The 21527-nt window shown below is 49.3% G+C and carries 17 protein-coding genes; 5 read left to right on the top strand and 12 right to left on the bottom strand.

Annotated features, from left to right (window positions below):
* Positions 1 to 2: 2 nt before the first annotated feature.
* On the bottom strand, positions 3 to 1190 hold the full coding sequence (locus tag F4X88_21595) for a mandelate racemase/muconate lactonizing enzyme family protein (protein ID MYA58879.1): 1188 nt from the start codon (positions 1188 to 1190) through the stop codon (positions 3 to 5).
* Positions 1191 to 1414: 224 nt separating this feature from the next.
* Entirely contained in the window at positions 1415 to 2416 is a 1002-nt protein-coding gene (locus tag F4X88_21590) for a Gfo/Idh/MocA family oxidoreductase (protein MYA58878.1), read from the bottom strand.
* 185 nt (positions 2417 to 2601) lie between these two features.
* Here F4X88_21590 and F4X88_21585 point away from each other — a divergent pair, with 185 nt between their 5' ends.
* Together F4X88_21585 and F4X88_21580 are read left to right on the top strand one after the other, a co-directional pair.
* Positions 2602 to 3768, top strand: a complete 1167-nt coding sequence (locus tag F4X88_21585) for an ABC transporter substrate-binding protein (GenBank protein ID MYA58877.1) — start codon at positions 2602 to 2604, stop codon at positions 3766 to 3768.
* 43 nt (positions 3769 to 3811) lie between these two features.
* Positions 3812 to 4669: a hypothetical protein gene (locus tag F4X88_21580; protein MYA58876.1), complete on the top strand. Its 858-nt coding sequence runs from the start codon at positions 3812 to 3814 to the stop codon at positions 4667 to 4669.
* A gap of 37 nt (positions 4670 to 4706) precedes the next feature.
* On the opposite strand, the gene F4X88_21575 is transcribed toward F4X88_21580, so the two are convergent.
* From F4X88_21575 to F4X88_21530, 10 genes are all read right to left on the bottom strand, one after another.
* Positions 4707 to 5855, bottom strand: coding sequence for an FAD-binding oxidoreductase (locus F4X88_21575; protein MYA58875.1), 1149 nt, complete (start codon positions 5853 to 5855; stop codon positions 4707 to 4709).
* Positions 5856 to 5907: 52 nt separating this feature from the next.
* Positions 5908 to 6531, bottom strand: coding sequence for a hypothetical protein (locus F4X88_21570; protein ID MYA58874.1), 624 nt, complete (start codon positions 6529 to 6531; stop codon positions 5908 to 5910).
* A gap of 58 nt (positions 6532 to 6589) precedes the next feature.
* Positions 6590 to 7054: a hypothetical protein gene (locus F4X88_21565; GenBank protein MYA58873.1), complete on the bottom strand. Its 465-nt coding sequence runs from the start codon at positions 7052 to 7054 to the stop codon at positions 6590 to 6592.
* Positions 7055 to 7266: 212 nt separating this feature from the next.
* Positions 7267 to 8004: a hypothetical protein gene (locus F4X88_21560; GenBank protein MYA58872.1), complete on the bottom strand. Its 738-nt coding sequence runs from the start codon at positions 8002 to 8004 to the stop codon at positions 7267 to 7269.
* A 71-nt stretch (positions 8005 to 8075) separates the two neighbouring features.
* The gene (locus F4X88_21555; protein ID MYA58871.1) at positions 8076 to 9200 is read right to left on the bottom strand and encodes a mandelate racemase; all 1125 of its coding nucleotides are present in this window, start codon (positions 9198 to 9200) and stop codon (positions 8076 to 8078) included.
* Between the two features lie 136 nt (positions 9201 to 9336).
* Entirely contained in the window at positions 9337 to 9846 is a 510-nt protein-coding gene (locus F4X88_21550) for a DUF1854 domain-containing protein (protein MYA58870.1), read from the bottom strand.
* Between the two features lie 81 nt (positions 9847 to 9927).
* The gene (locus tag F4X88_21545; GenBank protein MYA58869.1) at positions 9928 to 12384 is read right to left on the bottom strand and encodes an ATP-binding cassette domain-containing protein; all 2457 of its coding nucleotides are present in this window, start codon (positions 12382 to 12384) and stop codon (positions 9928 to 9930) included.
* A gap of 171 nt (positions 12385 to 12555) precedes the next feature.
* Positions 12556 to 12972 (bottom strand): cupin domain-containing protein, encoded by a 417-nt coding sequence (locus tag F4X88_21540; protein ID MYA58868.1) that lies wholly within the window; start codon positions 12970 to 12972, stop codon positions 12556 to 12558.
* A 60-nt stretch (positions 12973 to 13032) separates the two neighbouring features.
* Positions 13033 to 13851, bottom strand: coding sequence for a glucose 1-dehydrogenase (locus tag F4X88_21535; GenBank protein MYA58867.1), 819 nt, complete (start codon positions 13849 to 13851; stop codon positions 13033 to 13035).
* 12 nt (positions 13852 to 13863) lie between these two features.
* Positions 13864 to 15534, bottom strand: a complete 1671-nt coding sequence (locus F4X88_21530) for a Na+/H+ antiporter NhaC family protein (protein MYA58866.1) — start codon at positions 15532 to 15534, stop codon at positions 13864 to 13866.
* An 886-nt stretch (positions 15535 to 16420) separates the two neighbouring features.
* Between F4X88_21530 and F4X88_21525 the strand changes: the two genes are divergently transcribed.
* The 3 genes from F4X88_21525 (at position 16421) to F4X88_21515 (ending at position 21514) form a co-directional block, all read left to right on the top strand.
* Complete coding sequence (locus F4X88_21525; protein ID MYA58865.1) at positions 16421 to 17092, top strand: ABC transporter ATP-binding protein; 672 nt, start codon at positions 16421 to 16423, stop codon at positions 17090 to 17092.
* Positions 17093 to 17335: 243 nt separating this feature from the next.
* The gene (gene rbsK / locus F4X88_21520; GenBank protein MYA58864.1) at positions 17336 to 18289 is read left to right on the top strand and encodes a ribokinase; all 954 of its coding nucleotides are present in this window, start codon (positions 17336 to 17338) and stop codon (positions 18287 to 18289) included.
* Between the two features lie 297 nt (positions 18290 to 18586).
* Positions 18587 to 21514, top strand: coding sequence for a tetratricopeptide repeat protein (locus F4X88_21515; GenBank protein MYA58863.1), 2928 nt, complete (start codon positions 18587 to 18589; stop codon positions 21512 to 21514).
* Positions 21515 to 21527: the final 13 nt, after the last annotated feature.

Here is a 21527-nt window from a genome sequence, read left to right as displayed (position 1 = left end):
TTCTACCATTCTCCTCTTCGATCGGGCCAGGGGTGTGCTTTGGCGACCTCTTCGTTGAGATCCGTTCCCCATCCGGGACGTGTCGGGATTTTCATGTAGCCATCCGTAATGTCCGGAACGTGCGTCGTCAAATCGTCTTTCCATGGGACATCATCAATGTCTATCTCCATGATTCGCACGTTGGGCAGCACGGCACAGAGGCTCGCACTCATGTGGGTTGCAAGGTGGCTGTAGTAGTTGTGGGGCGCGACGTTGAGTTGGAACACGTTTGCTAAGTCCCCGATTTTCTTTGAGGGTGCGAATCCGTTCCAGGGCACGTCTATCATGAATACATCGGCGGCACGGCACTCAAAGTAGGGAAGGTACTCGCGCATGTAATAGAGGTTTTCGCCGGTGCATATCTTCGTGGTCGTGGAATCCTTGATTTGGCGGATAGCCTCGTGGTCGTACATATCAATTTCTAACCATAACATGTCGAATTGCTCAAGGACTTTGGCGATACGCATGCAGGCTTCCGGCTTGAAGTTAAAGTTCAGATCGAGGTTGATACTGACATCAGGACCTACGGCTTCCCTGAAAGTGCCGATTAAGGTTTCAATGTGGCGTAGCACTTGAGACGTTACGTTTCCGTCGGTCGTGCCGGGTCCACCCCCGAAGCCTCCGAAATGAACAGATGCGGTGTCGCCGGGGAAAATGACGTTGGTTTTGAGCGCAGTGAAACCCCTTTCGACGACTTCACGCCCTAAGGCGGCGATGGAATCCATGCTTTTTAAGGGTGGGACCCCGATGAGTTCATAGTTGCGTGCCCGGGAAGAACCGCAGTGCGACCAATAGACCCGGACATCATCACGTGTGGGACCACCGAACAACTCAACAACCGAGATTCCTAACGCCTTCGCCTTAATATCCACTAAGGCACACTCAATGCCGGCAATCGCTTTCGCCGCAATACCGCCGGGGCTTTGTCGAGAGCCGCGAATCATGTCCCAAAATCGCATCTCGTAAGCGCGTGGATCTCGTCCAACCATCAGTGGTGTAAAGTCTTTGATAGTCCCTACCACGCCGTTAGGGTTCCTGCCGTCGCTACATTCACCGTAGCCGGTGACACCTTCGTCGGTTTCGACCTTCACAAAAGTCCATGGACGCCATCCAGCGTCCACAATAAACGTTTCAATATTTGTAATTTTCATAGAAATTCTTCCTACAGTTCAATGTAAATTCGATGAAGGGTTTCGTAGAACAAACTGTTAGTTTGTGCCAATCGCTACGCAAACTAAATGAAGATTAATTTATTAATTCGGTAATTTTTAAAACGAATCCAGTGCGGTTGGAAACCACACCTACCGGGCCGGGGGACATACAGAATTACCGAAATATTTTCTGAAACTTCATACAGTTTGCGCTACAACTGAGGTTACAGTTTAACAATTTCTTTACGTCGATCTGATTCAAGTAAGGCATCACAAACACGCATTGTGTCTACTGCCACTTCGGACCACTGCGTCTCAAGGTTCCCGGATTGCACAATCTGAGAGAATGTTTCAATCATCTTGACCTCCTGAATGCCCCCGTCAACCGTGTTTTGTTCATTTCCATCTGGTCCATGCACCCAAAACCGAGCAGTGTCTTCAGAAGTCGGGACGGTGAAATCATCACAAACGATTGATGCCCGTGTGCCGGCGACCTCAAACCACTTCCGAAGTCCTGTATCAAACCCACAATCTAAGGTAGCGATGCGTTCATCGCTGAACCAGAGGATCCCCGCAAGATTAAAATCCACGCCGACTTTGTAACGCGCCGTCGCGAACACCTGTGTCGGCAGCTCCTCGAATGCCCAGAGAATGGCGCGGACACAGTAGTAGCCTAAATCTCCGAGACTGCCCCCTGCGAACTCCTTCATTGCGCGGATATTCCCGACAGGAATTGTGTCCCAATTGAAAGTAAACGCTGCTGTCACGCGTCGGAGCCGTCCGAGGGTGCCGTCCCCTAATTTCTTCTTCATCGCCGTGGTGCGTTCATGGTGAACCCACATCACACCGTCCATGAGTTGTACCCCGTTTTGGCGACAGGCATCTGCCATTGCGATCGCCTCATCGGTGTTTGCAGCGAGCGGTTTCTCACAGAGGACGTGTTTGCCGTGTTCGGCGGCTTTGATTGTCCATTCGGCGTGAAGTGAGGGGGGTAAGGGGATGTAGATGGCATCAAGCGATTCGTCGGCGAGAAGCGCGTCATAAGTGCCGTAAGCCGTGGGAATATTGTGTTCCTGCGCCCATGTTGCAGCGCGTTCCTCTGTTCGACTCGCAACTGCAACTAAATCTGCGTTTTCGGCGAAATGGATTGCACGGGCGACTTTTGTTGCGATGTTTGCTGTGCTGAGGATCCCCCAGCGGACGGGTGATTTTGCTTCAGTTGTCATATTACTCCGTCTGATGTGAAGTTACTCATTCTGACGCTTGGATTCACTACAATATACCACGAAATAGGAAATTGATCAAGCATATAGGAATAGAGTTGAATTGGTTTCAACTTGATTTTGAGAGTAAAAGTGATATACTAAGAAAGTCGAGAGCAATAAACACTTCGCGCTCGTAAAGGAGTTTCATGAATACGAAAAGATTTACATTATTCGCGTACCTATTCACGGTTCCCGTGCTAATGCTGGGACTTTCGGCGTGTGATCGGGTTTCACAGATTGTTCAACCTCCCACACCACAGATGACGGAAGGGAGTGCAGAAATCGCCATAGGGGTTGCCTTACCCTTGACGGGTCGGCTCACTGACACGTTTGGCATCCCAATATTGCAAGGCTTTGAATTGGCACTCGATGAGATTAACGCTGCCCACCCTAATGGTGCCAAGCTCAAGCTTATCGTCGAAGACGGTCAGGGCACGACAGAAGGCACAGTCGCTGCTTTCAATAAACTGATTCATCAAGATAGGGTATCTGTTATCCTTGGACCTACTACTTCAACGCACACGAAGGAAGTTTTTCCGATTGCACAAGAGAATCAGGTAGTGGCAATCAGTCCGACCTCCGCTGCCCGGGGTCTCAGCGCGATTGGAGATTTTGTGTTCCGCGTCGCGCTGACTACAGATATACTTATCCCCAGGGGTATTGAAGTAACACAGACACACCTCGGTTATCAACGCGTGGCGACACTCTATGATGACACCGATCTTTTCTCTACAGATGGAGATGCGGCAGTGCGGGAGGTGCTCAAGGCACGGGGTATTGAAGTGGTCGCCACTGAAACCTTCCAAGGTGGGGATACCGACTTTTCTGAACAGTTAACCCGAATACAGGCTCTGGATCCCGATGTTATCTTTGTTTCATCTCAACCTCCAGAAAAGCCTGGCATCCTCATCCAAGGGCACACACTCGGTATATCCGCCCCCTTTATCGTGCGGACATTGACAGCAGACAATGTGCGAGTTGCAGGCGTAGCCGCCGAGGGCGCGATGACTTTTATCGGATGGGGTGCTGCTGTCAATACACCGGGAAATCAAGCGTTCGTAGAGAATTATACCACCCAATTCGGCATGGCACCGAACAATTACGCGGCGCGCGCGTATGCGGCATTTTATATTCTCGCGGAGGCGATCGAGAGGGCACACTCCACCGATGCCGCTGCGATTCGAGACGCGCTGGCAAGTATCAGGGATTTTGACACAATTTTAGGCAAATTCTCTTTTGATGCTAACGGGGATGCGGTTTACGACCCGAAAATCCTGGTTGTCAAGGATGGCGAGTTGGTGCTCTTTGAGTAATCCATCCTCGAGAGACTTGACTTTGCGATAATTTACAAAAATCGTGCAACATTCATTAGACCAATTTTATACGAAATCAGAGGTCGCGCGGGCATGTTGGGAGCATTTCACGGAGACGCTTTCAACCTTAAACCGAAGTCTCAGCGACCTCTTTTTCGTAGAGCCTGCCGCTGGTACTGGTGCGTTTTATAAACTCTTACCGCCGGAAAAACGATTAGGCATAGATCTCGTGCCGAAATGTAGCGATGTGAAATCCCAAGACTTTTTTGAGGTCACCGATTTCCCGTTTACACGCAGAGATACCGCGGTTATCGGTAATCCACCTTTCGGCAAGCGCGGAAAATTAGCGATAGACTTCTTTAACCATGCTGCCCATCTGGCGGATATCGTGGCGTTTATTGTCCCCGTCAATTTCCGAAAGTTTGACACGCACAAGCGGCTTGATGAGGGCATGCGGTTTATTAGTCAATTCCCACTCCCAAGAGATGCGTTCCACCTCGCAACCGGTAAATCCTATGCGGTAAATACGGAGTTCCAGATATGGACCCGTTTGAGAAGCGCCCATCTGGACATGCGACAACATAAACGCTTACCAACCCGACACCGTGATTTTCAGATGTGGCAGTATAACAACACACCTGACGCCTTGAAAGTCTTCCAAAATCCGTTTGATTTCGCTGTGCCGTGTCAGGGATGGCAGGATTATTCTCGGAGAGAGATAGATGAAAAGCAGTGCGAACGGCATAAACAGTGGATGCTTTTAAAAGCACAAAATCCGACTGTCTTGGCGCGGCTGATGGGGATTGATTACGAACGCTTGGCACAGGAATGTGCTACGGCTGTCCCGGGTTTTCGGAAGGGGGATTTGGTGAAGGTGTACAGGGATCACTATGAAGTCTGAACTGTTATTTATAAGCGTATGAGATGGACGGGACACTCTACCCAAACCGTTCGGGTCGGTAGGGTGCGAACCAATCCACCCTTGCATTGTCGGCAATTTCCAAGCTTGCCATTTCACCCACCAAAGGTGCTAATGTTACACCGCTGTGCATTAAAGCGATATACAGATTCTGCACCGCCTCGGTAAACCCCAGGACCGGAAACCCATCAAGCGGCATTGGACGATAGCCAACCGGTGTTGGAATCGCTTCAGCGTCCCCTATAGTTGGCAAATACGCCTTGGCACGCGCGAGGAGGGCATCGGCGTGCTGCTGTGAATCATCACGGTTTATCCCTTCTTGGGTCCCCTGTCCGATTCTAAGACTCCCGTCACCCATTTGCCGGAGGTGGAGGTGCTGATGGTTCTCATCTGTCGGAGGCGCGTGGATGATTGCAACGTTGTTTAGGACTTTAGCACACGGGGTTGTCTCAATAACGATCCCCGGACTCCGTTGTTGCGGAATATGTGCATGCGCGAAGGCGGCGAGTTCAGTCGTCTGAACACCGCTCGCTAAAACGACACCCTCGCACGGAAATTCGGCATCAGCGGTTTTGACAGCAACAATACTCCCCTCACGAACCACAAACCCTGTAACGCTGGTTTGTGGATGCACAACCGCCCCACTTTCGCATGCCCGTTGGAGACACACCTCGATGAATCTGTCTGTCTCAACATGTATATCGGCTTCTGAGAAGGATGCGGCTGCTACAGTGCCAGGGTGTAAGTGTGGTTCAAATGCCAACATCTCGTCACGCGTGATGAGCCGACACGGGTAACCCCATTTCTGAATTTGTTGGATGCGTTGACGGAGTTGTGTCGCACGTTGTGGCGTGTTTTCCCACCGCATTTCGCCGCCATAGTGGATACCTATATCCGCATCCAGTTGATGTGCGAGGCGGTACCACATATCCAAGGAACGCCGGTTGAGGGTATGGTAATCCCGCGGCTCTTTCCCGAAGGCGTTTGCCCACGCGAAAGAGTGTCCGGATGCCCCGGCACCAGGAACCTCGCGCTCCAGAACCGTTACAGCGATACTATTGCGGCGGGACAGATGATACGCGATGGCGGCTCCGATGACACCCGCACCGACTATCACAATTTTTTTTCTTTTGGGACTGGGGGAAGGACTGGATTTTCTGTTTGACAATTTTTTATTTGAGGGCTACATATCTTCGGATGCTACTATAGTTGAAAGAATTCTATCGATGCGCTGCGACAATAAATCCTGTTAATCCGGTAAGCAGCAATTGGAAACCGGTTTGATAGAATAGCATTAGAAACGGTTGACAGAGCGCAATTAAACCCAGTGCGATGAAGCCGATAGAAATTTGTTCACACACGGTTTTCTGCGAAAAGACGATCGAGAAGACGATTACGCCGGGTAGCAGTAGGTGTAGGGCAGTGCTATTAAGCACGGGAAAGAAAGGCTGGTAGAGAAAAAGGATGCCGATGCCCGCGAAAGCGGCTGAACCGATAGTCGCTGCGTGTTTCGTTGGGGTTGTCATGCCAAATGCAATCGCAGTGGCGAAAAGGATATGGAACGTTGAACCCTGCAAGATTGAAGGGACAGGCAGATAGAGAAATCCGAGTCCCATCACTAAACATACACCGGAAATGATGGCGATTCGCGGTTTATTCTCAAAGGCGGTACCCGCGAGGATCGCAGCGATGCTCAGCAACACGAGTGCGATGCCTTTGAGCAAAACGGCATTCTGAACGATGAAGGATGGCAGGAATGAGATACCCTCTACATAGAGGAAGAACATACCGAGAACGAAGAACCCGACCGCAAACAGTTGGTTCCGTTTTTCTTTGGTTTCCATAACGATTTTCGATCCCTGTGAAAGTCAGGTCTCCTGTAGCCTTGCGTATCCAGCCCTATCACTCTCCCCGTTTCAGTAAACGGTCTACCCAGGTTTTGGATTGTTCCGCAATGAGTTGACTTTGCAGTTTGTCCACTTCTGTGGACAACCGCTCTTTTTGGGTTCGGAAGTCTTCCACCTTTTCCTGGAGTTGTTTATTTGTAGCGATAAGGGTTTTATTCTCCCTTTCCAATTTTTCACACGTTTCCTTCAGATGCGTGATATGAAAAACCTGACAACTGAGGTTCTCAATAATATCATCGGTTGGGATATTATAGGTGAGTTTTTTTATCAGGAGTGCGAGCCCATCAATCCTTAACTGAATCTGGGGTCTGGGACTACCGCCAGGCGTTTCAGGGGGAGCAGAGACGACGCGCAGATACGGTTCAATGTCCCCATCTCTTCGTTTTAATGTTCGGTTAATTATTCCTTCTTCCACACCTATTATCTCAGTGATTTTGGAAGGGGTCAGATAGAGGTCCATTCCGAAATTTCCTAACACATCTCTTCTACGAACTAAAGGGTAATACTGTTGCTTTCTATCAAGTGAGATTGAGAAAAGCATAACATATATTGAAACATCTGGCAAATTAAAATTTGGGTGTATCTATAGGGGGAGCTTTGAAGCACATTGTCGGCGCGAGGTGTGCTTCGCGGTCCCGGCAGATAGCAAAATACGGTTAAAAAACGCAGACGCTATGAAATCCCGTCCCAATATTTCCACATATCATCAGGCGTCTCAAACTTAATCTGGTCGAGGTCTTTTCGGCGGTACCGACTAATGCATGCGATTCGGAGATTGCGACCACAGTTCAGACCTGCAGCGTGGCTCATCTGATGATGCCAAAAACAGACATCGCCTGCCGCGCCGGTGAATTCGTAACTCGGTCCTAAGTCAAACGGTGCGATACCGCCTGGGAGGCTATCCAAGTCATGGTATCTGAAGTATTCCGCCCAAATTAGATGGCTTCCGGGCCAGACGGTAAATCCGCCGCCCTGTTTTTCAACTGTGCCCAGATAAACGGTAGCCCCCAGCGTGAACGCACTCACGACCCCTTTCGGCACACCGTTGGTAGGCGTGTGATAACCGTCAAGGTGTCCCAAGGGTTCACTCCATTTTCTATCTGGATCTGGAAAATTGATATGCGGTCCCGCGCCACCGCTCGTATTCAATTTGTCCTTGCCGACGAGCTCCTCTGCCATAGCGAAGACTCGGTTGCCGTATGTTGTGCCGCTGATGACCTCTTCACTGCCAACAGGAACCGTGCGATATCCCTGGCGTATCCAGGATTCGGGATCGTTTCTGTCTTCGTCCATCGCTTCCCAGAGTCGATCAAGCGCGGCATCAATCCCTTCCTGCTCCAAGGCACCACGCACAATTAGATAACCGTTTTCCTTAAAGAATTCCTTGTCTGCTGCAGTTAGATATGCCATGGTTCTATCTCCTATAGTTTTCCGCTCGGCATTATTCACAACGGCTTGGCACTGGTGAGCGGCCGACTTAACTACACACGAACCTGGAACCCGTTTTCTTCCTTCGCTTTTTGGTAGGGTGCTTCCTCCAGATTCAACCCGAAACCGGGACTTTGTGGGATGTTCACATAGCCGTTTGATATGGAATACCCGGCGTCATCTAAACCCGGGGTAGTCGCATGGTCCCATTCGACGAATTCAAATCGTTCCACCTTTGCTGATAGATGACCGGTGACATAATTACCGTAGTGCCCGCCGTAGTGATGGGGTGCCGTGCCAACGCCAGCTGCATCCAATTCGGGTCCCAACTCAAGCCAGCGTGAGAAGCCGGGAGAGAAGATATCGTATTGGACAATATCGATGAGTCCGTCTTTTGCCCAGTCTACCAAATTCGGTGAGGCACTACCTTCGCCGTCAGCAATACGGGTTTCTAAACCTTCGGCGTTTAGCCATTCTCTCAAGAGGCTATAGACACGGGCATCCTCGTGGAATGCCTCCTCCATCCAATAGACGTTTGCATCCGCCGCGCCGCCGAGCACCTGTTTGGTGAGATTAAGATTGTAGCCGTTGTTTGCATCTATCAAAATCGAAGCATCGGGTCCGACAGCCTCTCGGACGGCGCGGATGACATCAATATCGCGTTGCGTCCCTTTGTCGAGTGGCATGTGCATCGCCCCGCGCCCTACTTTGATTTTGTAAGCGTTATGCCCGCGCGCCTTCCCTTCTAACGCCTCAGAGGCAATGAGTGCCGCGGCTTCGGCATTATCGTCAAGGTGCAAATCATCAATATAAAGCGAGGTATCGTAACATGGGGAGCGAAACTCCCCGTTTTCTCCAGAAAGCATGGCGTAGACGGGTTTTTGCGCCAATTGTCCCACGAGATCCCAGAGCGGATACTCCAACATCCTGAATTCTTCGGTGACCCCGTTTTCTGCGTCGAATGCGTCGCTGAGCTGAAATCCGACGATAGTTTGCGCTTTTTCACGGGAAATTCGGGACCATCCGAAGCCGCTGGCACCCTCTGTTGTCGTTAGACGCGCGATAGGGGGGCGGACATGCAACCCGTGTTCATCCAGACGTGAATTGCAACCTGCTTTACGAGGACGTTCGCCTGTCAAGCGTGCCCATTCAATCCGTTCGATTCTTACGTTCTCCACTCTTAGCCACCTCCGTAGATGTAGATTCCATTTAAATAAAAAGAGAGGCGCGATCCTGTTGACTTATAGTCGAATTTAGGACGCTGCGCCTTTAAAGATTGAATGTCTCGCTGGTAGGGTTTGGGTAACCCAGCCCCTACAATTGCGTTTCAAGGAGGGCGAGACTTGCGGGATCCAAATGGTGGTAATTCTCAATCTCGTAACGATTGCCGTCGGCATCTTTAATAAGCACCCGTCCATTTTCAAGACTGACGACATCATATCGGGTGCGCATGCCGAACGTGACGGGACCGCGGTTGGTTTCTACGACCCACCGTGTAACACCGAACTGACCATCGAGTTCGTGGATCTTGGTAATCTTCGGCATAAAATACCGTTTTTGCAACTCGGACACGAGGATTTCCACTGATTCGCGAGGCAGCTGTTTGATGTCCTGAATGATACCGATTTCCGCTCCTTCGCTATCGAGGAGTGTGATATATTTGTTAGAATCGGTAAGCGGAAAGGATCGGATGGCTTCAACGTTTGTGTGACTGGTGCCGTCTGGCAGTTCAACTGTGAGTTCTTCAAACGAATTTCGCGTAAGTCTAACATTAGAGGCATCAAGGAATTCTACCTCATCGGTAATCTTCACGGCTTCCTGCATTATGTAACGTCTCCTTCTTCCGTATCAAGGAAGAGGCTCTGGTGCGTGCTTTCAAGGCGCGCACCAGAACAATATGGTTACCTATAAGGCACGAATCTTTGACAATTCTGTCTGCTTTTCACACAAACCTGCATAAGTCCCGTCTTTGGCAAGAAGTTCTTCATGCGTGCCGATTTCATCGACTTTCCCGTCTTTCAGCACAACCAATCGGTCGGCATATTTGAGCGTAGAGAGTCGGTGTGCAATAGCGAACACCGTCCGACCGCGGACAAGCCGTTCCAATGCTTCCTGAATATTCGATTCAGTCTCTGTATCCACAGAGGATGTCGCTTCGTCTAAGATGAGAATTCTCGGATTTTTCAGGATTGCGCGAGCGATAGAAATCCGTTGCCGTTCACCGCCGGACACGCGAGCCCCCCGTTCACCGACCATTGTATCGTAACCATCGGGGAATTTGATGATAAACTCGTGGGCGTTTGCGGCTTTCGCTGCAGCGATAATTTCATGCCGAGACGCACCCGGTTTTGAATACCCAATATTTTCGGCGATTGTGCCTTGGAACAGGAAGGGATCCTGCAACACCACACCTACCTGTTGCCGTAATGCTTTGAGTTTAATATCACGGGTGTCGTGTCCATCAATCTCTATTGAACCCTCGCTCGGATCGTAGAAACGGGTAATCAAGTTAATAACCGTGCTTTTTCCCGCCCCACTATGTCCGACAAGCCCAATCATTTCACCGGCTTCTGCGCGGAAACTGACACCATTGATAGCATTTTTTTCCGCATCGTAAGAGAAATAGACATCCTTGAATTCGACCTCGCCTTTGATGTTGTCAATCGTAACGGCATCTTCTTTTTCCGCGACACTTGGGGGGGTGTCTATGATTTCAAACACTCGATCCGCAGAAGTTGCGGCCCGGATGAAGCGTTCATTCATCTGGCAGAGCGTGTAAACGGGTCTGAAAAACCGTCCCATCAACGCCTGGAACATAAAGAGATCACCGAGGGATAATTCGCCTTGAAAAATCTGCGAACCGCCAACCAACCATATCAGGATAGAGCCGGAGAAAATGATGAATTCCATGATCGGGCGATAGAGTGTCCACAACTTCGCCGCATGCATTTCACCATCGAACACCTGATAGGTCTTTTCACTGAATCGGTTTACTTCATAGCGTTCGCGTGCGAAGGCTTTGACAACCCGAACCCCCGGGATGGTGCTTGCCAGTATCGTGCTAATATCGGCATACCGTTTCCACAACACGGAAAAAACTTTACCCATCTTTTTTCCAAAGAAGATGGTGAAGAAAATGAGGCAGGGAACCGGAATCAGTGTCCAAGCCGCCAACTTCCAGTTGGTGAGAAACATAATGATGCAAATGTAGATCAGTGTCAGGGAATCGCCGATTAAGTCCTGTAACCCGTTTGCGATGAAATCCCGGAGCCTCCCCACATCCTGTGTGATTCTCGACATGAGGTTACCGGTATCCCGCTGATTGTAAAAATCTAACGAGAGTGCGTTGAGATGTTCATAAGTTTCGTTCCGAAGTCGGCGTGTAATATTTTGACCTACCCACGCCATCATGTAGCCTCGCACAGCGGAAGCCCCCATCGTGAAGACGTTGAAACTTACCATTAAGAGGACAATGGTGAGGAGGTGTCCCCAACTTCCCGCAACAGGCAGCGTTAACCACCCTGAGATACTTTCGACGATGCCGCTGAGGTGTCCCCAGGTCGGTGCGGCGACTGGCTCACCGGTCTCCGTTAAAGTCGCACCGTTTATAGCCGCACTGGCGGGAACAAGGATATTATCGACCATCTCCCGGCTCAGCACTGCCGGGAAAAGCGAAACGAGGCGGATGATCATCATCAAGGCAAGTGCTGGCACCGCGACATGCCAGAACGGGGACGAATACTTGATCAGTCGGAAGATGAGTTTTCGCTTTTCAACGCAATGAACACAAACACCGGACCAACGTGGCAGCGGCTGTCCGCATGTTTCACATTTGTTTTTATTTTTGCCCCAGCCTTGCGGACGGTGTTGTTTTTCATGTTCTACATCCGGGTTCGCTTCCTGAACCAAGGTCTCTAATTCAGGCGTTGCCAACTCAAACTTTGGTGAGACCTTGCGTGAGTAGCGTGCAACTTCCGCGGCATCCTCGGATGTTCTGATCTTGAGGATATTGTTACCATACATCTCGACGATCTCAACAGCCTCAACAGATGCCAGTGGAATCTCACGAAGTTGATGTTCCGGCGCACCGTTCTGGTTAAAGGCGATGAGTCGTTTATTAGTAGCAATTACCCAATCTTTGCCGTAGTTGCCATCGAACCGTAGATCGGTTGAGACAGCGACTTTGATTTCTTCTCCGTTTGCGAGTAGTGCCTGCGCCCGATCCTCTACTTCCTCGGGCATCTCTTCTATCGTTGTTAACTCGTCGTTGGCTTGTTCATCAGATGCAGGTGGTCCACAGGAAGGACGTTTCCGTAGAAATTCCTTCCTCACACTGGACGACTTCGGGATTATCCCGCGCATAAATTAACCCCCACAGAATAATTAAAGGCGTGTTTTAGCAGCCTATATTAAACAGTTAAGATACTTTATTTAACGTAAAATATAGGAAAAGGGTTAAATTAAAATGCAAAAAACTGCCGAAAAGTGTGAATATACGTGGAATTGGCGAATTTCAGCCCCAATCATCTCAATTTATGGGTTCGGTGGGGATGTACATATCAGGACCTCCATAGACTCATCGCCTGTATTTTCGATGCCGTGCTCACACCACGGTGGGAGATGAATGAATGTTCCTGCTTCAACGGGGACCTTTTCACCAGCGAGCGTCATCACACCTTTTCCTTTTAGAATCACGTAGCATTCCTCGGTATGGTGGCTTCCGGGTTCCAGAACGACGTGCGGCGGCACAAAAAACACGACTAATCCCAAGTTTTGTGCGGGTGCGTTCGGATTAGCAGGATGAACGACCCGGACACCGATCCCATCGCAGCCGGAATACTTTACAGGCACCCCGTCCTGAACGGTGACAACATTCGCTTGCACCTGATGTGCGGGTTTCGGAATAGGAGGTTCCCCTTGATACCCTTTAAACATCGTAATTTTTGCCATTTTTTTCTCCTTTATTAAAGTCGTCGGCACACTTCATATGCCACAACTATGGTTATTTACTTACCAGTCTCGCGTATAACCAGCGATCCAACCACCGTCCACCGGGAGGACAGTCCCATTGATATAGCTTGCATCCGGTGAGACGAGGAAGAGCACGGCTGCTGCGATTTCAGTGGTTTGCCCGGGTCTGCCAATCGGAATATGCGATAGCAGGCTCGCGGCGTTTTCGGTGTACGCCCCATCGTCTCCGTAAAAGAGTGCCTTCGTGCCACGCGTCAAGGTGGAACCGGGGGCAACAGCATTCACGAGGATCCCTTCCGGCCCGAGTTCCAACGCCATTGAACGCGTTAGATTCGCCACACCTGCCTTCGCGGCAACATAAGCACTCTGCAAGCGGAGGGGCACCAATCCAGCAATAGAACTGATGTTGACGATACGTCCAGTTGCGTTTTCGGAGCCAGACCTGTTGTGCGTCTCCAAGATATATGGAATGACAGCACGACTCGTCGCAAAAACACCCGTGAGGTCTATTTCCAAGATCCGTTGCCAGTCCTCTAAGGTGTACTGATGAATCGGTACCCTATCACTTCTTGTGTTAATTCCGGCATTGTTTATCAAAATCTCAATTTTTCCGAAATGCGCTGCAATCCGAGCAGCAACATCCTCCATTTGCGTTGCATCTGAGACGTTGCCTTCTACAAACAGACAGGTTCCACCGCTTTCTTTAACCTCTTCAACGACTTTTATGCCAGCTTGCGTGTCGATGTCAACGATTGCCACTTGTGCGCCATTGGTAACCAGTGCGTCTACGGTAGAACGACCAATGCCATTCGCGCCCCCTGTAACAATTGCGACCTTTCCCTCAAGTTCAACTTTCATGTGATTTTTCCTCTATATAGCGAGTTTTGGCTTGCGAGCTACGCTAAAAAATAGCAAGATAATTAGACCCGTGCCGCCGAGAATTCCTATTGCTGAGGAGATACCGAGCGCAGCAGGAAGATAGCCGCAAAACAGCGCGATGATTGCCACAGTGAGACTATATGGCAATTGCGTCCTCACATGGTGAATCGGGTCACAACTACTGGCGATGGAACTGAGGATCGTTGTATCCGAAAGCGGCGAGCAGTGGTCTCCGAAAATGGCACCGTCCAATACTGCCCCGAGGCAGATGATTGTTGTGAGTCCGTAACTCCCATTATCGAGCGAGAACGCCACTGGAATTGCAGTCGGAATCAGGATCGCCATCGTGCCCCAGCTGGTCCCGGTCGCAAAAGAGGTAACGGATGCACATATAAAGACGAGGACTGGAAACCAGAGCGGCGACACAATATCGCTGAGCATGGTTGTGAGGAATTGCCCCGTCATGAGCCTATCGCAACTCGCTTTTAACCCCCACGCCAAGAGCAAAATACTCAACGGGGTTAGGCTGCTTTTCACACCGCTCCAAACAACCGGTGCAATCTCTGAGAATCGTAGTTTTGAGAGCCAGCGTGCACAGCCAATTGAAACAATAAAGCCACTCGCTGCCGCACAGGCGAGAATTTTGACGTTGTCTGCCTTTGAAAGTGCGTCGCGCCATGCGGTTAGGGAAAAAATAAAGCCTGTCCCCTCCCCGTCTATCCAGAAACCCGCCAATAGCAGTCCGAAAAGCGTTAGGAGCGGTAAAACTGCCGAAAAAGGTTGTGTCACAGCATTGGGTAGACTCGTGAAAGCTGAAGTATGTCCAAGTGCTTTCGCATCTGGCGCGGCGATGTTCCCTGTCTCTCGAGCACGTCTTTCCGCCTTGTGCATCGCGCCGTAATCTCTACCACTGATCGCATTGACAATAACGAAAAGAATCATCAGGATACAGTAGAACCGGAAACCGAGTGCGTCAAAGAACATTGAATACCCATCACGTTCAAGTCCGATCGTCTTCGCGATATCCTCAAAGAGTCCGACTTCATAGCCGATCCACGTGCTGACGAACGCGAGACCCGCGATTGGGGCACTCGTGGAATCCACAAGAAACGCCAATTTCTCACGACTGACCCGGTGATGATCGGTGAGTGGACGCATCGTGGGACCGACAAGCATGGCGTTGGAATAATCCCCGATGAAGATGACAATCCCCATCAACCCGGTGATAAATTGGGCTGAACGGGGCCCTTTTGCGAACTGAGAAAGCCATACAACAACGCCTCCAATACCACCGGATGCTACCACAACGGAGATCGTTGCCATGATGAGGCATACAAACAGAACGACCCAGAAATTGAAGAGATCTACACCCTCATTTCCGATGCTCACAGCACGCAGAAACCAAACAATCTCCGTCAAAAAACCGATGGGGATGGCACCCTGTTGATACCATGAGAGCACGATCCCCACACCTACTGCTATGCCGAGACTTGGAAGCAGTCGCGTTGTCAGAATCGCTAATGTAACGGCAAGTAACGGTGGGATTACGCTGGACCACACAAGATTCTCCGCGCCATCCACCTGATCCGCACGCCACTTGAAGACAAAGCAGAGTCCCAGAAAGACTAAAAACCCAATTACAAATTTTAATTTAGCGTTCATCAGCGTCCTCGGCACCTTCTCTTTCGGTTCGTAGGATTTACCATACCTCCGCTGATGTGCATAATAGCATTTTTAGCGGTCGCTAGCAAGCCAAAACTCGGTATGTAAAGTTTTGAGCATCAATTTTTTCACTGCACTACTGTTGAGTTTCCCAACCTCACCTTCAAAACACGAATACACCTTCCGCCCGGCTGGAGCTTTCCATATACACTGTTCTCTGACGGTTTATCGCTATTTCCAGCACCGTCAACCTGTTTTTCTGGAAGGCTGCGCTGTTTTCACAATTTCAAGCACTGTTGTCAACTTTTAGGTAAAAAGTATGTGCGATTTTTCCAAGTTATGTTAACATGTAAATATGGATTTTCCGATACAATCTCTCATAGATGAAGACCAAGCTCAAGCCTGGGTGTTGAATCATTTCCATCCTGAAGGTCTAAGTTGCCCGAAATGTCAAGCGAGCGTGTCGGAGGAATGCCCTTTCGTAAGACCAAAACAAGTGGTCTACAAGTCTATCGCTGCAAACACTATGCGAGTGTATACACTCTCTATAGTCAGACAGTGTTCGCCGGTACACAGTTGCGTCCGTCGCAGGTTGTTCTGCTTTTGCATGGTGTCTGTCAAGGCGTTTCAAGTGCCCAACTCGGTCGTGAATTGGTTCTAAGTCGTCGAATCGTTCTTTCGCCCGTTCCGGGGTGTTGATCACTATTGATTTCGCACAACTTTTGAGAAATGTCAGTCAATTATTTATCAAACTCACGTCATAAACGAAATGATATACCCTCTTCGCAAATTACGCAGAAACTTTAGGAATTTTCTCGGGAACACGCTAAAATCCGTTTCTGAAATCGGAAAGACAGTTAGCAACTATCCAAGAGCCACCCTCCTAATGTGGCGGGCTAGTCCGAAGGAAACGGCTGCATTTTCCCTATTCAATTTGCTTTCGGCTGCAGTCACTCCCTTACAGATATGGCTCTCAAAGTACATCATTGATGGAGTGGCTGCGGCACTACAACTGACTGAAGGCACCTCAACGACGCACCTCCGGCTGATTGCTTTTCTCATCGGATTGCAAATATGCTTATGGTTGGCAAGTAACGCTATTACCAGTATTACAAATATGCTGGTCTACCCTCTAAACTTAAAAGTTATCCATTATACCGAAGAGCTCATTTTTCAGAAGCTCTCTCGGTTAGATTTGGCTTTTTTTGAATCCCCGAACTTTTTCAATCTGATGACGCATGCGCGAGAAGAATCCACTCGACGTATTCCAAACTTCATTAACAATGTCTCAAGTCTACTGTCAAACCTCTTGATGCTCATAACCGTGTTAATTATGGTCGCAAATCTGCATATTCTGGCAATGCTGAGCATCATTGTTCTATCAATTCCCCACCTCGTTGCCACCAGTTATTTCGGCAAACGCTGGTTCCGTTTGTTGTTCAAGCAAACCCGGGAACGACGATTAGCAAACTATATCGGACAGCGTTGTTTAATTTCGATGATGCCGATTGTATCCCCAGCACCCAACAAGGCGACCTCGAAGCCTTTACCGCATTAATCGGAGCGAAGGTACCGTCAAAACACACCTTTCTAAAGCGCACTACCAACTCCGAGACCTCCTTACACCCTACCTGAAAAACGAAGACATCCCTTGGCTCGTGTGAGCTACACACCTGATGGTTGATCGCTATCCGAAATTGCCTGATTCTGACAAGGGATAAAATATGTATACACTCCTTGACAACAGCACTGCATGTCAACTATAATTGTCAAAATTCGTTAGAAAGATTAGGAATGAGTCGTGGTAAACCAAGCAACACCGCCCGCAAGCCCAAAAGTTACGGTTGTTGGCAGTCTGAACGTCGATCTGGTATGCCGAGCAACGCGGCGACCCGACAAGGGCGAAACGCTTATCGGCGATGCTTTCGATATTTTCACAGGTGGAAAAGGATTTAATCAGGCAACTGCTGCGGCACGGTTAGGTGCTGAGGTCACACTGATCGGAAGTGTGGGTGCCGATCTCTTCGGAGATATGTTACTCGCAGCAACGGAGAACGAACGTATTAATAACAGGTTTGTCACAAAACGCGGAGAGGTCGGGACGGGTGTGGCAACGATTGTCATTGAACCCGATGGCGACAACAGCATCATCGTGGTGCCGCGCGCGAATATGGCACTCACCAGAGCAGATATAGACGCTGCTGCCGACGAGATCGCAAACGCCAACGTCTTACTGCTACAATTAGAAACACCCGTGGCAGCATCGGAGCACGCTGCAGCTATCGCTAAGGCACACGGGACGCCTGTGATATTAAATCCTGCACCTGCGCAACCGTTGCCGGATAGCCTGTTAGCGTCCGTTGATATTCTCACCCCAAACGAATCCGAAACGGAGTTGTTGTCGGGGGTAAAAGTTGACAATCACGAAGACGCGCGCCGCGCAGCAGAAGTATTACGCGGGCGCATGGTGGATGCTCCAAGCACGGCTGTTGTCTTAACACTTGGTGCGCAAGGTGCCTTGATGTTAACAGCCACCGAATCTGCACATGTTTCGGCATTGCCTGTCGATGCTGTGGATACAACGGGTGCAGGGGATGCATTCTGTGGTGCACTCGCGACCACACTGGCAAGCGGCGAGACTTTACGGGCAGCTGTTGCGTTTGCGAATGCCGCTGGGGCAGCGGCAGTGACTGTGGTTGGTGCGACGCCTTCTATGCCGACACGGGCGAAAATTGAGCGTCTATTGGAATCTTGAAGTAGGACTGACGCACTTCCGCGGTAGGTGCGGTTTCTAACCGCATGATACATTACAATTTAGGAGTTTTTCGCTGTATTTGGTAGCATTGGATATAGAAATGCCGCCCTTACAGGGCTTTAGATATTTGCTTAAAAACGCTGCTATAAACATAACGTCCTTACAGGACTCAGAATTTCTGACGTATACCAAGGTTTTAGATAAGTCCAGCGCCGGTGAAGAACTCTGCCAAATTGTAGATAAAAATTTCAAGGTAGAAAAATCGTATTCCATAGTCTATCAAAAGGAAAGTACACAATGAAAAAAACTATACTAAACCCACTATCTATCGCGCTCATCATAAGCATCGGATTCAATACGTCTTTCTTACAGGTTTCTTCGGCAGTGGAAAAATGGGAATCGGACATGAGAAAAGACTTCGCAAAGGTCTTGCAAGAAAAGAGAAAACCCGCGGAGAAACATCGTGAACTCATCCTCAAATGGCAAAAACAGGGACGACTTTCTGAACTCCTCACGCTTTATACCGCAAGGGAAAACGATCGCCAAGCTCAACAACCCGCCACGCCCATAATTAAGGCGGCGTTCTATTACGGCTTGGGTTATATACATGCCCTTCAAGCACCGAAAACCGGTGAAGTGTCGGATACTGCCATTAACTACTTACAATACGCCGTTGAGATCGATCCAAATCTATTTTGGGCGCGCTTCAACCTCGGTGGTATCTATCAAGGACAAGGTAAAGACGAATTGGCACTCGCTGAATTTGAGGTGTGCATCCGTTTAAACTCTAACTACTATCCGGTTCACTATCGGATGGGTGAAATCCACTTAAAGCAGCAGAATTACATAGAAGCCCTCCAAGCCTTTGACGCTGCACGGAAGGTAAACAGAAAGTGGGAATATCCACAATACGGTATCGGTCTGGTTTATTTCGCGCAGGGTGAGATAGACCGCGCCCGCGAGACCTTTGAAAATCTTACTCAGAAAAATAAGAGGTTCGCGCCTGCCTACTTCAAACTCGGACAAGTGCTTGCGACTGAGGGATTCTTTGATGAAGCGTTAAAAGAATATGCGAAAGGATCGCAACATCAGGACTACTCCGCAGAGGTCCTTTACGAACTGGCGGTTATCTTCGATGAAAAAGGCAATACGGACGGTGCAATTCGGCTATATCAACGCACAATTGAGATTGAGCCGAGGCACGCGAACGCACTTTTCGCGCTTGGAGAACACTTCTATACGAACGGTGATACCACGGCAGCGGGGCAATACTACCAACACGCATTATCCCTCACACCGAGTCTTAAGGATATCTTTTATGAACCGCTTGAATCTTACTTCGCAGGGTTGATGACCGCAGATGAAGCGATGCCGATCCTTGAGAAAGCGATGTTAGTTCTTCCTGACGATCCACGCTCCCATTTTTATACAGGTATGGTTGAAGCCGATGCTGGCAACATCCAGGCAGCCATCGAATCTTACGAAAAGACTATTGAGATTATAGAAGTCGATCCCAGTCTTATGCAAATGGAACTCCTCTTAGGCGATTTCAACGATGTTTACTTGAAACTCGGTGAACTTTATCACCAACAGGGGGATGTAGAGACTTCTGTTGCGTATTTTAAACGTGCATTGGCGTTAAATCCAGAATTAGCGAATAAATTTATTGAACAAGGACAACGCGCTTTCGATGAGAGGAGTTATCAAGAGGCTATTGAATCTTTGAATACACACCTCCTGTTGTTTCCGGAAGACGTTAGTGCTACCTACCTACTGGGACAGAGTTATGAGGCGAATGGCGATACAGACAACGCACTCAGCCTTTACCAACGCACTTTGGTGTTAGATTCACAGCGAACAGATGTGCTTTTCAAGATGGTTCACATCTATCGAAACCGAGAATCACACCAACAGGCAATCGACACTTTAGAGAAGATTATCGAGATTGCGCCCGATACGATCGAGGCACACTCTCTAATGGCACTGTCCTACCTGACCCTGGAACAGTCGGATGCTGCGCTGACGGCGTTTCTTGCAACTGTCCGGCTCAATCCGGATGATGTCTCGGCATATTATCACGCGGCAGTCTTGTTTGAACAAAAAGGCGACATAGACAACGCCATCACACATTATGAGAAAACGATTGGACTTGATACGGCATCGATTGAAAGCCCTTTTTTTGAAGTAACAGAAGTTACACCCTTTTTCCAACTCGGTGCAATCTATCGCGAGCGCAATGATGAAGCGAATATCATTCGGGTCTATCCACCGGCGTTAGAAATTGAACCGAATCACCCGGAACTTCATCACCTTCTTGCAGTCATCTTCGAGAAGCGCGACGAACGTGAGCGTGCGATTCGGTACTATGGACTGGCGAATCAATACAATCCTGAGAAGTTTGACTGGCACTATAGCTACGCCCGTCTGCTCGACCAACACGCCGAAACCCTCGGAGATGACTATCATAAACATGCTGAAATGGCTGTCAAAGAGTATACCGCAACCATCGCTCTGAATTCAGATTATGTAGATGCGTATTTCTACCGCGGGATGCTCACGCTCCGCTACAGACGTATTGGGAAAATACTGTATCGCTATAGCCAAATTTTAGAGGATTTCAAGCAGGTAATTGAATTCCAACCCAAAAACCGTGAGGCGAACTACCAACTCGGGGTCCTTTATCTCGAAATTGATCGGCACCGTCGCGCGCAAGAGGTTTTTGAAAATATGCTCTCTCACGCTCCGGAATACAGAGGTATCCACGCGCATCTCGGTCAGATTGCGGAATGGGAGCAGGCGTGGAAAGCGGCGATTCAACATTATGAGGCGGAGGCTGCACTTATTCAAGAACCTGTCGAAGCAGACGACGAGATTGCCATCAAAACGTATCAACGCCTTGGCGATCTTTACTATGCCCACGCTTTGGATTACAACGCTGCGAAAGAGACGCTGGAAAAGGCACTCGCTTTGGACGACACACATGTGCCGACGCTTCTCAACTATGCCAATACCCTTTTCAGTATGGACCTACTCGGGGCAGCAACAGAGCAATTTGAACGGGTGATACAACTGGAACCGAGTAACTTGACTGCGAATTACAACCTCGCGTTAATGTATGAATATAGGGAGAAGCGCGAAGAGGCGAGAATGCAATGGCAACGCTTCCTTGAACTCAATCCACCCGAACAGTGGCGGATTGAAGCGGATCGACACCTGAACCAGTAGCGTTATTAGTATT

It is taken from the genome of Candidatus Poribacteria bacterium, from assembly GCA_009839745.1.
Lineage (GTDB): Bacteria > Poribacteria > WGA-4E > WGA-4E > WGA-3G > WGA-3G.
Note: the sequence above shows the minus strand (reverse complement) of the source record. Positions and strands in the feature narration are given on the sequence as shown.